Source organism: Pseudomonadota bacterium (genome assembly GCA_013285445.1).
GTDB lineage: Bacteria > Pseudomonadota > Gammaproteobacteria > Xanthomonadales > Wenzhouxiangellaceae > Wenzhouxiangella.
On sequence record CP053448.1, the window covers coordinates 2925514 to 2940821 of the forward strand.

General features: G+C 64.1%; 10 protein-coding genes. 7 read left to right on the forward strand and 3 right to left on the reverse strand.

What is annotated here, in order from left to right; genetic code table 11:
- Nucleotides 1-340 precede the first annotated feature (340 nt).
- Both glnD and map read right to left on the reverse strand, forming a co-directional pair.
- Nucleotides 341-2986 carry a [protein-PII] uridylyltransferase gene (gene glnD / locus HND55_13080; GenBank protein ID QKK03511.1) on the reverse strand — a complete coding sequence of 882 codons (2646 nt, stop codon included), beginning with the start codon at nucleotides 2984-2986 and terminating at the stop codon, nucleotides 341-343.
- Nucleotides 2983-3756, reverse strand: coding sequence for a type I methionyl aminopeptidase (gene map, locus HND55_13085; GenBank protein QKK03512.1), 774 nt, complete (start codon nucleotides 3754-3756; stop codon nucleotides 2983-2985). Before map ends, glnD begins: the two co-directional genes overlap by 4 nt.
- A gap of 180 nt (nucleotides 3757-3936) precedes the next feature.
- On the opposite strand from map, the gene HND55_13090 reads away from it, so the two are divergent.
- From HND55_13090 to HND55_13120, 7 genes are all read left to right on the forward strand, one after another.
- Nucleotides 3937-5175, forward strand: a complete 1239-nt coding sequence (locus HND55_13090; protein ID QKK03513.1) for an efflux RND transporter periplasmic adaptor subunit — start codon at nucleotides 3937-3939, stop codon at nucleotides 5173-5175.
- Entirely contained in the window at nucleotides 5172-8345 is a 3174-nt protein-coding gene (locus HND55_13095) for an efflux RND transporter permease subunit (GenBank protein ID QKK03514.1), read from the forward strand. The genes HND55_13090 and HND55_13095 overlap by 4 nt, the downstream gene beginning before the upstream one ends.
- Before the next feature lie 65 nt (nucleotides 8346-8410).
- Nucleotides 8411-10054 (forward strand): acetolactate synthase large subunit, encoded by a 1644-nt coding sequence (locus HND55_13100; protein ID QKK03515.1) that lies wholly within the window; start codon nucleotides 8411-8413, stop codon nucleotides 10052-10054.
- Nucleotides 10055-10213: 159 nt separating this feature from the next.
- A complete protein-coding gene (locus HND55_13105; GenBank protein ID QKK03516.1) occupies nucleotides 10214-10861 on the forward strand; it encodes an isochorismatase family protein in 648 nt (215 codons plus the stop codon).
- Nucleotides 10858-12033: a nicotinate phosphoribosyltransferase gene (gene pncB, locus HND55_13110; protein ID QKK03517.1), complete on the forward strand. Its 1176-nt coding sequence runs from the start codon at nucleotides 10858-10860 to the stop codon at nucleotides 12031-12033. Before HND55_13105 ends, pncB begins: the two co-directional genes overlap by 4 nt.
- Nucleotides 12034-12071: 38 nt before the next feature.
- The gene (locus HND55_13115; GenBank protein QKK03518.1) at nucleotides 12072-13070 is read left to right on the forward strand and encodes a serine protease; all 999 of its coding nucleotides are present in this window, start codon (nucleotides 12072-12074) and stop codon (nucleotides 13068-13070) included.
- The gene (locus HND55_13120) at nucleotides 13057-13350 is read left to right on the forward strand and encodes a hypothetical protein (protein QKK03519.1); all 294 of its coding nucleotides are present in this window, start codon (nucleotides 13057-13059) and stop codon (nucleotides 13348-13350) included. Before HND55_13115 ends, HND55_13120 begins: the two co-directional genes overlap by 14 nt.
- Before the next feature lie 169 nt (nucleotides 13351-13519).
- Here HND55_13120 and HND55_13125 read toward each other — a convergent pair whose 3' ends face one another.
- Nucleotides 13520-15244 (reverse strand): M28 family peptidase, encoded by a 1725-nt coding sequence (locus tag HND55_13125; GenBank protein ID QKK03520.1) that lies wholly within the window; start codon nucleotides 15242-15244, stop codon nucleotides 13520-13522.
- Nucleotides 15245-15308: the final 64 nt, after the last annotated feature.

Consider the following 15308-nt stretch of genomic DNA (forward strand, 5'->3'; position numbering starts at 1 on the left):
TTCGCGACGGGTCGGCGGATGTCCCGGCGCGTTTGCCGGTGCCGGACCCCGTCCGTCGGGGACGCGGCCCCGACCTACGGAATCACGGGCCCAGGCCGCGATCGTATTCGCGACGGGTCGGCGGATGTCACGGCGCGTTTGCCGGTTCCGGACCCCGTCCGTCGGGGACGCGGCCCCGACCTACGGAATCACGGGCCCAGGCCGCGATCGTATTCGCGACGGGTCGGCGGATGTCACGGCGCATATGCCGGTTCCGTACCTCGTCCATGCGTCTGTGGTCATCATCATGATACTCCACCGATGACCGTCTACCACCTGTCGCCTGTCGCCTACCCTCCCGTCATACATCCAGCCGCCCGCGCAGCTCGCGCTCCAGCGCATCGCAGGCGTTTCGATCCAGGGGCCGGCCATCGCTGGTGGTGATCGTGAACACGTCTTCGACGCGCTGCCCGAAGGTCGCGACGCGCGCGTCGTGGAGGCGCAGGTGCTGCGCCACCAGCGCCTCGGCAATGGCCGACAGCAGCCCCGGCCGGTCGGTGGCGGCAATCTCCAGCTCGGTCATGCGCTCGCCGGCCGAGAGCCTGATTTCGGCCCGGCCCATGAACGGCTGAAGTCGCCTCGGTACGGGGCGCGGCGGCAGCGGGCGAACCTGACGGGTGCCGAGCTGTTCGGCCAGCGTGCAGCGCAGGCGCTCGGCATCCGAGCGGTTGAGCGGCTGGTTGTTCGCATCCATGACCTGAAAAATATCCCAGCTGCGCGCATCCGCGGTGGTGACCACCCGCGCTGCCAGCACGTTGAGCTGCATGCGGTCGAGCTCGCGCGCAACCACCGCAAACAGCCCGGCAAAGTCGTCGGCATGCACGAAGACCTCGGTGATTTCCTTGTCAGCCAGCTCGCGACAGGCAACCAGCGGCCGCCGGTCATCGTCCAGTACACGGGCAGTGGTCCAGACCAGCTGGTCGGCATCGAGGCGCAGAAAGGCGCGATCCGGCAGCCCGCGCCAGAGCGCCTCGATTGCGCTGGATTCATGGCCCTGATCCGTCAGCCCGGCCAGCGCCTCGGCACGTGTCTCGTCCAGGCTGGCCTGGCGATCGACCGGGTGCTCCAGCCCCCGCCGCAGTGCCGCGGTGGCGGCGGTATAGAGTTCCCATAACAAGCTGTCTTTCCAGGAGTTCCAGAGTTTGGGACTGGTCGCGGCGATATCGGCCACGGTAAGTACAAACAGATGGTCGAGATGACGCTGGTCGCCAACCTGGCTGGCAAACGCGTTGACAACCTCCGGGTCGGAAATGTCCTCACGCTGGCTGGTGCGCGACATCAGCAGATGCTTGCCGACCAGCCAGACGACCAGGTCGCGATCGGCCTCGGGCATGCTCAGCCGCTCAACGAATTCACGCGCATCCCCGGCACCGAGCTCGGAGTGGTCGCCGCCGCGTCCCTTGGCGATATCGTGAAACAGCGCTGCCAGGTAGAGCACTTCGGGCCGCTCGATGTTGCCAAAGATCTCGATGGCGCGCGCGAACCGATCCGGATGCCTGGCGTGGGCAAAGTGACGCAGATTGCGAATCACGAAAAGGGTGTGCTGATCAACGGTGTAGACGTGGAACAGATCGAACTGCATGCGCCCGGTGATCTGGCCGAAGGGGGGCAGCAGCGCAGCTAACACGCCGTAGCGATTCATGCGCGCAAGCTGGCTGTAGACGCGACGCTTGCGCCGCAGCAGCGCCAGAAACTGGTCGAGGATCTGCGGGTCACTGCGGAACTGCTCGTCGATCAGATAGAGGTGTTCGCGGACAGTGCGGATCGTGGTCGCCCGCACGCCGCGGATGTCCGGATGGTCGCACAGCACCAGAAACATGCGCATCAGCAGCGAGGGATCCTGGACCACGGCATGCGCATCCTTGAGCTCGAGGTAGCCATGGTGGATCCGGAAATGATGATCGATTTCCGCCGATGGGAGGTGACGCCGGCCGACCAGCAGTTCCTCGTCGAAGGTCTGCAACAGACGCTCGTTGAGTCGGGCGACCTGCATGACGTTGCGGTAATAGCGCTGCATGAACTGTTCGACCGGTCGGTTATCGTCACTGCAGTCACCGAAGCCGAAGCGCTCGGCAAGCCGGCGCTGGTATTCAAACAGCAAGCGCTCCTCCGCTCGTCCGGCTGCCCGATGAAGGGCCCAGCGCAGCTTCCACAGGTGATTGCGGCTGGCGACCAGGTCCTCGTGCTCACGCTCGCTCAGGAACCCGTGCTCGACCAGGCCGTGCAGCGTCGACGTACCGAAATGACGGCGCGTCACCCAGGCAATCATCTGCATGTCACGCAGCCCGCCCGGCCCTTCCTTGAGGTTGGGCTCGAGGTTGTATACGGTGTCCTCGAACTGGGCGTGACGCGCTTCCTGCTCCTCGACCTTGGCGGAGTAGAAAGCCTCGGCCGGCCACAGTGCCGGCGCATCGGTCAATTCGCGCATGCGCGCGTACAACTGACCCGCGCCGGCCATCAGGCGAGACTCCATCAGGTTGGTAGCCACGCCCACATCCTGCCCGGCCGCCTCCACGCACTCCGCCACATTCCGAACGCTGTGGCCGGGGTGAAAGCCTGCATCCCAGAGCACGCGCACAAAGCGCTCCAGCGCCTCGACCGGCGCATCATCGCCGTCCGCGCGCAACACCAGCAGATCGACGTCCGAGTGCGGATGCAGTTCGCCGCGGCCGAACCCACCGACAGCGCACAGGTCCAGACCACCGTCAGCCGGCGCCAGGCGCTCCCAGGCATTCAGAACAAGCTGTTCGACAACCCAGGCGCGAGCGTGAACCAGCTCCCCGATTTCCGTACCCTGGTCGAACAATCGGTGCAGCTCGGTGTCGGCCGCGGCACGCGCCCGGTCGAGCGCCTCGCTGAGCGTGGTCGGATCGGCGTCGAGGCGCACCAGCGCGGCCAGATCAAGACAGTTGCGGGTGGCGGGGACCGCGCTGAGCCGGTCTTTCACAGCGGATCGTCGGGTAGCCGGGTCAGAATGTCGACGCCGTCGTCAGTGACGGCCATGGTGTGTTCCCACTGGGCTGACAGGCTTCGGTCGCGGGTAATGACGGTCCACCCGTCAGGCAGAAGCCGGGTGTCGCGCTTGCCGAGATTGACCATGGGTTCGATGGTAAAGGTCATGCCCGGTTCCAGCCGCAGGCCCTCGCCCGGGCGCCCGTAATGGAGCACCTGGGGTGCCTCATGAAAGCCGCGCCCGATTCCGTGACCGCAATACTCGCGTACCACAGAGCAGCGCTGGTTTTCGACGTAGGCCTGGATGGCATGACCGATGTCACCGAGCGTCGCGCCGGGGCGAACCGTATCAATGCCGCGCACCAGCGCCTCATGCGCCACCTCGCAGATGCGCTGCGCCTTGACCGACGGGGCGCCGACATAGAACATCTTCGAGGTATCACCGTGCCAGCCGTCCTGGATGACGGTCACATCGATATTGATGATGTCCCCGTCCTTGAGCACCTTCTCGCCGGGTATGCCGTGACAAATCACGTGATTGACCGAAGTGCAGATCGACTTGGGAAACCCCTTGTAGTTCAGCGGCGCGGGCACGGCGTGGAGTTCGTCGACGATGTATTCATGCGCGATGCGATCAAGTTCGCCGGTACTCACACCCGGCTGCACGTGCTCGCGAATCATGGCCAGCACGCTGGCGGCTTGCTGGCCGGCCACACGCATGGCCTCGATCTCGCCGGGGGTCTTGATGTGGACTTGATGATTCATGAACCAAAATGGAGTCAACCTGAATCAGTCTAACCGAAAGCCCGTCATCGCGAGGCCGCGAATGCGCGGCAGCCACAATCCATGCCTTTTGGCACGTGTGTGCCGCCGACGCGCAATGGCAGACTGCAGGCTGATGGATGCCCTGCCTCAAACTATCGTGATCAGGAACGCGCCGTTGCCATGAAGAAATTGCTCCGAATCCTGCTGCCGCCGGCGCTCATTGTCGTATCGATCGCCGTAGTCATGGTACTGGCGATGAACCGACCCACGCCGCCCGAGCGCGAGTCTGAGAAAACGGCCATGCCCGTCGACACCATTGTCCCCGAACCGGCCGGTGCGCATTTTACCGTGCAGGCCCAGGGTTCGGTGCAGCCACGAACGGAAACCAGCCTGGTCTCCGAGGTCAGCGGAAAGGTGATCGCGATCTCCGAGGACTTCGTGGCCGGCGGCTTCTTCCGCGCCGGAGAGGTGCTGGTCGAGATCGATCCCAGCGATTACGAAACGGCCCTGAAGCAGGCCCAGGCCGACCTGGCTGCCGCCCGGGCCCGACTGGCCGATGAACAGGCCCGCTCCGAACAGGCACGACGCGACTGGCAACAAATGCATGGCAGCGATCGCGACCCCCCGACCCTGGTATTGCGCATTCCCCAGCTCGATCAGGCGCGGGCCGCCGTTCTGGCTGCCGAGGCGGCCACGGCCCGGGCCGAACGCAATCTCGAGCGAACGCGCATCAGCCTGCCCTACGATGGCATGGTGCGATCGCGTTCGGTCGGTACCGGTCAGTACGTGACGGCCGGCAGCACGCTGGGGCAGGCGTTTGCTGTCGACGTGGCAGAGGTGCGACTGCCCTTGCCCGATCGGGATCTGTCGTTCGTCAACCTGCCGCGGCCGGGCCGTGATGACCAGCCGGGTCCGAGCGTTGAGCTGTTCGCCGAGGTCGGCGGTCAGCGCGGCAGCTGGCGCGGTGAAGTGGTGCGCACGGAAGGCGTGGTCGAGGAGACCACACGACTGACCTATGCGGTCGTGCGCATCGAAGACCCTTACGGCCTGCTGGGCAGCGACCAGCCGGTACCGCTGCCGATGGGCACCTACGTGCGCGCCGAAATAGAAGGGCGATCGGCTGCCGGATTGATCGAGCTGCCGCGCGAAGCGCTTCGCGATGGCGATCGGCTGTTCATTGCCGATGCTGAAAATCGCCTGCAGATCCGGCCGGTCACGGTCGTTCGCAAGACGCCACAACGCGTCTACCTGGCTGATTCCATCGAATCCGATGAACGGGTGATCACGACCGCCATCACCACGCCGGTTCCGGGCACCCGCCTGAACGTGCGTGAGAGCACCGGAACAGACCCGGAACTGCGGATCCTGCCGGCCGGGGAGGAAACAGAGGTCGCTGCGCAAACAGGCGGGCCGGCATGAAATCTGAACGTAACTGGTACGGCAGCATCATCGCCTGGTTCGCTCACAACTCGGTGGCGGCCAATCTGCTGATGTGGTGCCTGCTGCTCGGCGGTGTCGCCACGGCGTTCACCATCACCAAGGAAATCCAGCCGAGGATCGAAACCAATTACGTCACCGTCAGCGTTCCCTACCGCGGCGGCACGCCCCGGGACGTGGAACAGGGGGTGTTGATCAAGATCGAGGAGGCCATCCAGGACGTCGAGGGCATCAAGGAAATGGTGGCCACCGCACGGGAGGGATCCGGCAGCGTCCAGATCGAGGTCGATCAGGACTTCGACGTGCTCGAGGTGCTCGACGTGATCAAGACCCGGGTCGACTCCATATCGACCTTTCCGGCCGAAACCGAACGCCCGGTCTACCAGCGCAACACATGGACCCAGGAAGTCATCTGGGTCTCGGTGTTCGGCGATGTCGACGAGCGAACGCTCAAGGAATCGGCGCGCCAGATTCGCGACGAGATTATCGCCCTGCCAGATGTCACCCGTGCCGAACTGGTCGGCACGCGGGCCTACGAGATCGGCATCGAAGTCCGCGAGGAAACACTTCGCGCCTACGATCTCACGCTGGGCGAAGTTGCCCAGGCAATTCGTGAGTCCTCGCTGGATTTGCCCGGCGGACGGATCGAGACCGCTGGCGGCGATGTGCTGGTTCGCACGGTCGGCCAGGCCTATGTGGGACGTGACTTCGAGGATATCGTGGTTCGCTCCAACCCTGATGGTTCACGCGTACTGGTGCGCGATATCGCCACCATTCGCGACGGCTTCGTCGAGCGCGAACGCTATGCCCGCCATAACGGCCAGCCCGCCACGGCAATCCGGGTAATGAGCGTAGGCGAGCAGAACGCCCTGGCCGTGTCCGAGGCGGTGCGCGCCTACATTGCAGAAAAGCAGCAGCAACTGCCACCGGGCTTGAGCGTTGACTGGTGGGCCGATATCTCCTACTACCTCAAAGGCCGCATGGAGATGATGGGCAAGAATCTGGTCGCCGGCGCCGTTCTGGTGTTTCTGATTCTGGCGCTTTTCCTGCGACTGAAGCTGGCCTTCTGGGTGATGGTCGGCCTGTTGATCGCCTTTCTCGGTGCATTGTGGACGCTGCCGGCCTTCGGTGTGACCATCAACCTGATCAGCCTGTTCGGTTTTCTGGTCGTGCTGGGTATCGTGGTCGATGACGCGATCGTCATGGGCGAGTCGGCCTATACCGAGATTCGCGAACGGGGACACTCGGTCGACAACGTGGTCAACGGGGTCTACAAGGTCGCCATTCCGGCTACCTTCGGCGTTCTGACGACCATTGCCGCCTTCCTGCCCATTCTGATGATCTCCGGAATCTCCGGACAGTTCTTCGCCGCCATTGGCTGGGTGGTGGTGCTGTGCCTGTTCATGTCGCTGGTCGAGTCCAAGCTGATCCTGCCGGCTCACCTGGCACATATGCGGGTCAAGGCGTTCGAGCCGGATACGACCAACCGTTTCATCCGCTTCCAGCGCCGGTTTTCCGACGGTCTGTTCCGCTTTGTCGACGGCTTCTATCTCCCGGCGCTGCGGGCGATGCTGCGCAACCGCTATCTGTCTCTGGCGCTCTTTATTTCCATCCTGATTCTGTCGCTGGGCCTGATCGTCAGCGGCGCCATGCGGGTGGTGTTCTTCCCCGACTTCGCCGGTGACTTCATGCAGGTCGAACTGGAGATGAGCGAAGGCACGCCCGCCTACGTGACACATGCCAACATCGACTATCTGGCCGAGAAGCTTGCCGCCACAGACCAGGCACTGCAGGACAAGTATGCGCTTGCCGCACCACTTGTGCGCACCGTGTTTGCCTGGTCCGGGTCGGATACCTCAGGCGGCATGCTGGTGGAACTGACCAAGCGGGAAGACAGTCCGGTTACCATCAACGAGCTCCAGCGCCAATGGCGTGAAGCCGTCGGCCAGATCCCCGGCGCGCGTGCGCTGCGCATCGGCAATGCCGGCGGCGGACCTGGAGGCGGCGGGCCGGACATTTCATTTCAGCTGGTCGGCAACGATCTCGGCCAGCTCGAGGCGGCCGCCGCCGAGCTGGAACGCCGGGTTCGAGGGTTCGAGGGCACGTACGATGTACGCAATTCCTTCGAGGGCGGTCTGAAGGAGCTGCAGCTGGAAATCAAACCGGAGGCTGAGGTGCTGGGCCTGAGCCAGCGGGACCTGGCCCGCCAGGTTCGACAGGCGTTCTTCGGCGAGGAAGTCCAGCGCATCCAGCGCGGCCAGGACGACGTTCGCGTCATGGTGCGTTATCCGCGCGAGCAGCGAACCTCGGAAGGCTATCTCGAGGCCATGCGAATCCGCGCTGCCGACGGTTCGGAAGTGCCGTTCGGCGCCGTGGCCGACATCCGGGTCGGCAGCAGCCCGTCGGTCATTCGCCGTTTCGACCGCCTGCGTTCGATCAGCGTGACCGGCCGGGTCGACAAGGACGTGGCCGAACCGGGCCGGATCACGACCGAGCTGCAGGAGCAGCACATTCCGGAGATCCTGGCCGGCTATCCCGGCGTCAGCTACCGGGTATCGGGCGCGACGCGCAGCCAGCAGGAGGTGCGCGATGATCTGCTCATGGGCACTGGCCTCGCCCTGTTTCTGATTTACGCGCTGATCGCCGTTCCGCTGCGCTCCTACCTGCAGCCGCTACTGATCATGTCGGTGATTCCCTTTGGCATGGTGGGCGCGGTCGTCGGACACTGGCTGCTGGGCATTCCGGTCAGCATGCTGAGCTTTTTCGGGATCGTTGCGCTGGCCGGTGTCGTGGTCAACGACAGCCTGATTCTGGTTGACTTCGTCAATCGCCACCGCCGGGCCGGCGAATCGCGTATCGACGCCGCCATCAAGGCCGCCCGCGCCCGGTTCCGCGCCATCATCCTGACCTCGGCAACAACGTTCCTGGGCCTGGCGCCGATCGTGTTCTTCGAGACCAGTCTGCAGGCGCAGATCGTTATCCCGATGGCCACGTCGCTGGCATTTGGCATTCTCTTCGCTACGGTCATCACGCTGGGCCTGATCCCCATCCTCTACCTGATCGGCGACGACTTCGTGCGCATGATGCAGCGCATCACCGGACGCGAAAGCCACGGCATGATTGCCGGAAAAGAGGCCGAAGCCACGAGCTAGTGGTCCATGCCATTTAGCCGCATGGCCCACTGGCGAATTGATGCGCGATCGGGCACCATAGACTTATGAATGCTGCGCAACTGTTCGTCCGCTGCCTGGAAAACGAGGAGGTCGAGTATGTCTTCGCCGTCCCCGGCGAGGAGAATCTCGCGCTGCTCGAAGCCCTGCGCGAATCCAGTATCAGGCTGATCGTGACCCGCCACGAGCAGGGTGCCGGCTTCATGGCCGCCTGCTACGGCCGCCTGACCGGAAAACCGGGGGTCTGCCTGTCAACGCTGGGGCCCGGAGCGACCAACCTGGTCACCCCGGCAGCTTACGCCGAACTCGGCGCCATGCCGCTGGTGATGATCACCGGCCAAAAGCCGATCAAGACCTCCAAACAGGGCCACTTCCAGATCATCGATGTGGTCGACCTGATGCGACCGGTGACCCGGTATACGCGCCAGATCGTCTCGGCGGCCACCATCCCGTCACGGGTGCGCGAGGCATTCCGTCAGGCCGCCGAAGAGCGACCGGGCGCCACGCATCTGGAGTTGCCCGAGGACGTGGCCGAGGAACAGACCGACGAGTTGCCGGTCCAGGCCAGCCTTACGCGCCGTCCCGTCGCCGAGGAAAAAGCCATAGAGCGGGCCGTGGCCGCGATCGAGAAGGCGAGGCGGCCGCTGCTGTTGATCGGCGCCGGCGCCAACCGCAAGCTCACCTCGCGCATGCTGCGCCGCCTCATCGACCATACGAACATCCCGTTCGTCAGCACGCAGATGGGCAAGGGCGTGGTCGGGGAAACCGACTGCTGGATGGGCACGGCGGCGCTGTCGGAAGGCGACTATGCCCACCGGGTGATCGAAAATGCCGACTGCATCATCAACATCGGACACGATGTCGTCGAAAAGCCGCCGTTTTTCATGCGCGAGGGCCGACGCACCATCATTCACGTCAACTTCTTTTCCGCCGAGGTCGATCCGGTCTACTTCCCGCAGCTCGAGGTCACCGGCGACATCGCCAATGCCGTCTGGCAGATCGACAGGAGCCTTGAGGTTCAGGCGCACTGGGATTTCGAGTTCGCCCACCGGGTTCGAACCGCGATGCTCGAGGACCTGGATCGCGGACGCGGCCTGGACCCGTTTCCGGTTCATCCCCGGCGGGTCGTCCACGCCGTACGCGAGGCCATGCCCGAAGACGGCATCGTCAGCCTCGACAATGGTCTGTACAAGGTCTGGTTTGCGCGCAACTACCGCACCACGCGGCCCAATACCCTTTTGCTCGACAACGCGCTGGCGACCATGGGCGCCGGGCTGCCGGTGGCCATGGCCGCACGCCTCGTACACCCCAACCGCAAGGTCCTGGCCATCTGCGGCGACGGCGGTTTCATGATGAACTCCCAGGAGCTCGAGACCGCGGTACGCCTGGGGCTCGGCCTGGTGGTTCTGGTCTTGCGAGACGACGCCTACGGCATGATTCGCTGGAAGCAGAAAGACATGGGCCTGCCCGATTACGGCCTCGGCTTCGGCAATCCGGATTTCGTCGCCTACGCCAACAGCTACGGCGCGAAAGGCCATCGGGTCGAGTCGGCCGATCACCTGCATGGGCTGCTGGCCGAATGCATCGACCGTCCCGGCGTGGACCTGATCGACTGTCCGATCGACTACGCCGACTGCCAGGAAGAACTGTTTGTGAGGATCCCCGGGGCCAGCGGCGCAATCAAGCCCTGATGCGCGAAATGAGACAAAGACATTAGCGATCGGGTTTCCGGACTGCGCCATCCGGTCGCGGCCGGCATGCTTGCCGGAAATGAAGTCCGCGCAGGGCTTGGCTTGCGGACCCAGCAACCGCATCTAGGCCTGTAACAGCCCGTAAACCAAGACACGCCCATGAAACTGCCCGAAAAACGATACGTGGCCAGCTTCGACGTCGATGCACAGCGTACTTTCACCCCGCTGTGTCCAGACGAGTTACCCGTCGAGGAGGGCGACACCATTGGCCCCGAACTCAACCGCCAGGCGCAAATGGCCGGCTGGCGCCTGGGCTCGAAAGATTCGCACAGCCCGGAGGCGGTCTGGGTCACCGATGATCCCGACAAAATCGGCCGGCCGGGCGTGGAAGGCGACAACGTCGAGGAGCACTGGCCGGTTCACGCCGTGCCGGGCACCGAGGGCTTCGAGCTGGTACCCGGCCTGCCGCGTCCGGCCGACTATGACTTCTTCGTCTGGAAAGGGGTTGAACTGGACATGCACCCCTACGGTGCCTGCTACCACGATATTGCCGAGCGGATGAGCACCGGCGTGATCGAGTGGCTGCAGACGCGCGAAATCAGCCATGTGCTGGTCGGCGGGCTGGCCACCGACTACTGCGTCAAGGCCACCGCGCTGCAGCTTCGAGAAGCCGGCTTCCGGGTCATTCTTAATCTGGCGGCGACCCGCGGCATCGCCAAGGACTCGGTCAGCCAGGCGCTCGCGATCATGCGCAAAGCCGGCATCGAGACCATCCATGACGTTGGCGATCTGGAACCGGCGGCATGATCATCGAGTCGCTGCTCGACACGGACCTCTACAAGTTTTCGATGATGCAGGCCGTGCTCCACCAGTTTCCCGGGGCCGAGGTCGAGTATCACTTCAAGTGCCGGACAAATGACGTCGACCTGCGGCCCCTGCAGCAGGACCTGGAACGCGAGCTGGCGCATTTGTGCGCGCTGGGGCTGGGACCTGAAGAGCTCAATTTCCTGGCCAGCCAGCGCTACATCAAGAGCGATTTCATTGAATTCCTGCGGTTGTTCCACCTGCAGTCCCGCTTCGTCGACATCGGCGAATCCGATGGCCAGCTCGCGATTCGAATCCGCGGTCCCTGGCTGCACACCATTCTGTTCGAGGTGCCCTTGCTGGCGATCATCAGCGAGCTTTACAGCCGCCACGCCTATGCCGACCACAATCTGACAGAAGGCCGTCGGCGCCTGAGCGAAAAGATCGAGCAGGTGCGCGCCCTCGACCGCCCGGACGAGTTCGTCTTCGCCGACTTCGGCACCCGCCGGCGCTTCTCGCGGGAGTGGCACGACGAGGTGGTGACCACCCTGGCCCGCGAAATCCCCGGCAGCCTGCGCGGCACCAGCAACGTGCGCCTGGCCCGCGCATTGGACCTGGTACCGATCGGCACGATGGCGCACGAGTTCATTCAGGCCTGTCAGGCGCTGGGCCCACGCCTGGCCGAGACACAGCGTTTCGCCTTCGAGGTCTGGGCGCGCGAGTATCGGGGTGATCTCGGCATCGCGCTGTCGGACACCTACAGCCTGAAGGCCTTTCTGCGCGACTTCGACATGTATTTCTGCAAGCTCTTCGACGGGGCACGACAGGACTCAGGCGACCCGTTCGAATGGGCCGAAGCCATGATCGAGCATTACCGCAACAACCGTGTCGACCCGAGGACCCGTAACCTGATTTTCTCCGATTCGCTCAACATTCCGCGGGCGGCCGAAATCTGGCAACGCTTCCGCGATCGGGCCAATGTCTCTTTCGGCATCGGTACCAACCTGACCCACGATACCGGCGTCGATCCGATCAACATCGTCATCAAGATGACCGGTTGCAACGGCCAGCCGGTGGTCAAGCTGTCCGACTCACCGGGCAAGATCGTGTCGACCGACCAGGCCTACCTGGCCTGGGTGCGGCAGGCATTCGATGTGCCCGAAGTACACAGCTGACCCCGGGCGGGCCCGCTCCGGTACACTAGAACCCGACCATGGACGCGCCTGACACCCATCTGGCCAACGAGCGGCCGCTCAAGGACACGAGCATATCGCTGGTACTTGGTTCCGGCGGCGCGCGCGGACTGGCGCATATCGGTGTGATCCGGGCGCTGGAGCGGGCCGGGGCCGAAATACGCACCGTGGCCGGCAGTTCGATGGGCGCGCTAGTCGGCGGAATCTACGCGGCCGGACGCCTTGATGCCTATGAGGAGTGGGTCTGCGGCCTGGAGCAGTCGGACGTGCTTGGCCTGGTCGACTGGACCTTTTCCGGGGGTGGACTGATCAAGGGCCGCAAGATTATCAACCACCTCTCGGATATGATCGGCGAGTTTGATATCGAACAGCTCGATATCGATTTCACGGCCGTGGCGGTGGATCTGGATCTGGGTCGTGAGGTCTGGCTCGATCGCGGTCCGCTGTTCGACGCCATCCGGGCGTCGATCGCCATTCCCGGAGTATTCAGGCCACATCACTATCGCGGGCGGACGCTGGTCGACGGCGGGATTCTCAATCCAGTACCGATTGCGCCGACCCTGCGTGCCATGAATCAATGGACGGTGGTCACGGACGTCAATGGTCCGTCAGAGTATCCTGCTCCGCTCGGAGAGGCCGAAGCGGAAAGGGACAGCGACGACAGCAGCGGCATGATGGCACGGGTCCGTGAATTCATGAACGGCTGGCGCGACAGTGATCAGAACAAGAAGCAGGACGACGAAAACGCATCGCGGCCGGGTTTGATGGCAGTGATGATGCGGGCGCTGGACATCATGGAGGCGGCCATTGCGCGTCATCACATGGCGATCTTCCGCTCCGATCTGGTCATCACGATTCCCAAGAACACCTGCCTGGTACACGAATTCCACCGTGCCCGGGAGGTGATTGATTACGGTCAGCAGCGGGCCGAAAAGGCCATCACCGCGCTGAATACGAGCCGTCACCCCGATCCGGCGCGCGACCGGCAACTACTGGAGAAACATCATGCTGGAAGATGACGACCAGCTGTTCGACGCGGCCGCCGATGCCGTGGTCGATCTGGGCAACCAACTGGCCGAGGCGCATACCGACGCCGATCCCTGGGCGCTGGCCGACGGCCTGATCGCCGGCGCCGTGCACTTCTGGCTGTACGCGCGCCAGCCCGAGCAACCGCCAACCGACGAAGACCTGACCACGGCCCGTGAACGCGTCGAGGAACTGGTCAACCTGGTCATGCAGTCGGCCGAAGACAGCGAATATCTGCACTCGCCGCAGGACTCCGACGTGGGGCGAGCGTAGACTCTGTCACCGATCCCGTCGCTCCCGGCGTATTTTCGGGCCATGATCCGGGCCCGTCAGCCCGCGTAGGTCGGGGCCATGTCCCCGACGGACGACGTAGAAGATCTGTACATGTGTAGCTACGTGTGTTCAAACCTCGCATCTCGTCCGTCGGGGATGTTACCCCGACCTACTCACGACTCTGTTCGCGAACCGCCTTGAACTCGTTGCCCGCATACCACTCCGGCCAGGCTTCGCTGTCGGCGACTGTACGGCCGACCACGTAGAACAGTTCAAGGTCCTCGGCCACGCCGCGCAGGTCCCAGTCCTCGCTGTAGGTATCGGCCGTCTTGTGATAGCGTTCTGCGCGATATTCTGCCTGCCACTGCAGACCGTACTCCCGGCCCTTCTCGCGATGATCGACGCCGCCCTTGGCATAAAGCGCCGGAATGCCCACCTTGGCCAGGTTGAAATGGTCAGAACGGTAGTAGTAACCGGCTTCCGGGCTGGGTTCCTGCTCGATATGACGGCCCTGCCGCCGGGCGGCGAGAGAGAGCAGGTCCTCGAGCTCGGACGACCCGTATCCGATCACGGTCACGTCATGCGTGGGTCCAAGCACGGACATGGCATCGAGGTTAATTGCTGCGACCGTCTGGCCGTGGGGAAAAACCGGCTCCGTGGCATAGTGGCGTGAGCCGAGCAGCCCGTATTCTTCGAGCGTGACTGCGGCAAACAGGGCGGATCGCGCCGCCGCGCCGGCCTCGGCATGCAGTCGGGCCAGCTCCAGCAGGCCAGCCGTGCCCGAGGCGTTGTCAACCGCACCGTTGTAAATCCCGTCCGAACCCGGACGTGCCAGGTTGCGGCCGAGATGATCCCAGTGGGCCATGTAAATCAGCGCCTCGCCCGGGCGCTGCTGGCCCGGCAGCAGCGCCAGCACGTTGTAGGACGTGCCCGAGCGCGCGCTGTTGCGAACACGGGCGCTCGCTTCGGCATCCAGGCTGACGTAGTCGAATCCCGCTTGACCGGCACGCTGCTTGAGCTCGTCGTAGTCGTGCCCTGCCCTTGTGAAGAGCTCGCGCGCAGCCTCAACGGTCAGCCAGCCCTCCAGGGCCACGCGCGGCGCATTGCGGTCGCTGGCCAGCACGAACTCGGCACCCGACCAGGAGTTGATCACCACCTGCCAGGGATAGGAGGCCGGTTCGGTCTCGTGTACCACCAGGGCGGCGGCCGCGCCCTGTCGCGCCGCCTCCTCGTATTTGTAGGTCCAGCGACCGTAGTAGGTCATTTCGCGGCCGTTGAACAGGTTCTCGTCGCCGCTGGCAAAGCCCGGATCGTTGACCAGGATCACGACGGTCTTGCCCTCGACGTCCAGCCCCGCATAGTCGTTCCAGTCATACTCCGGGGCCACGATTCCATAGCCGACAAAGACGATCTCCGAGTCTTCGATGGCGTGTGGGTCGGTTCCCAGCCGACGTGAATTGATCACCATCTGTTCGGGGTAGCTCAACGTCATCTCGTCTTCGCCAAAACTGACCTCGAGATCACTGCGCTCGGCGTTGGTCAGCTCGATCATCGGCACCGGCTGCAGGTAGCTCTCGCCGTAGCCGGGCTGCAGACCCATGCCGTGAAACTGCTCGACCAGGAAATCGACAGTCAGACGTTCGCCGCGCGTGCCCGGTGCGCGCCCTTCGAACTCATCCGAGGCCAGGGTCGATATCCAGTCGCGCAGGCGCTGGATGTTCAGGCCGGAGTCAGGCAGCGTCGGCAGGTCCACCGCTTCCGGGCCGGCATCGTAGTCGCTCGCAGGCGCCTGACGGGGCACCGATTCGGTGGTTTCGCCAGTGGCGGGATCGTTGGCTTCGCATCCGGCCAGGAAAGCAGCCAGGCCAATGACAAGAAGGAACTTTCGGATCATGATGATTCCAGTGCGGTCCAGTGGCAGCATTGTAACGCCGGCGCTCGGCGCGGCGGGAGGCCCC

Excerpts from the sequence above, each read along its gene's own strand:
- HND55_13100 (QKK03515.1), top strand. The coding sequence starts at position 8,411 with ATGAATGCTGCGCAACTGTTCGTCCGCTGCCTGGAAAACGAGGAGGTC.
- HND55_13090 (QKK03513.1), top strand. The coding sequence starts at position 3,937 with ATGAAGAAATTGCTCCGAATCCTGCTGCCGCCGGCGCTCATTGTCGTA.
- HND55_13120 (QKK03519.1), top strand. The coding sequence starts at position 13,057 with ATGCTGGAAGATGACGACCAGCTGTTCGACGCGGCCGCCGATGCCGTG.
- HND55_13125 (QKK03520.1), bottom strand. The coding sequence starts at position 15,244 with ATGATCCGAAAGTTCCTTCTTGTCATTGGCCTGGCTGCTTTCCTGGCC.
- pncB (QKK03517.1), top strand. The coding sequence starts at position 10,858 with ATGATCATCGAGTCGCTGCTCGACACGGACCTCTACAAGTTTTCGATG.
- HND55_13105 (QKK03516.1), top strand. The coding sequence starts at position 10,214 with ATGAAACTGCCCGAAAAACGATACGTGGCCAGCTTCGACGTCGATGCA.
- HND55_13095 (QKK03514.1), top strand. The coding sequence starts at position 5,172 with ATGAAATCTGAACGTAACTGGTACGGCAGCATCATCGCCTGGTTCGCT.
- HND55_13115 (QKK03518.1), top strand. The coding sequence starts at position 12,072 with ATGGACGCGCCTGACACCCATCTGGCCAACGAGCGGCCGCTCAAGGAC.
- map (QKK03512.1), bottom strand. The coding sequence starts at position 3,756 with ATGAATCATCAAGTCCACATCAAGACCCCCGGCGAGATCGAGGCCATG.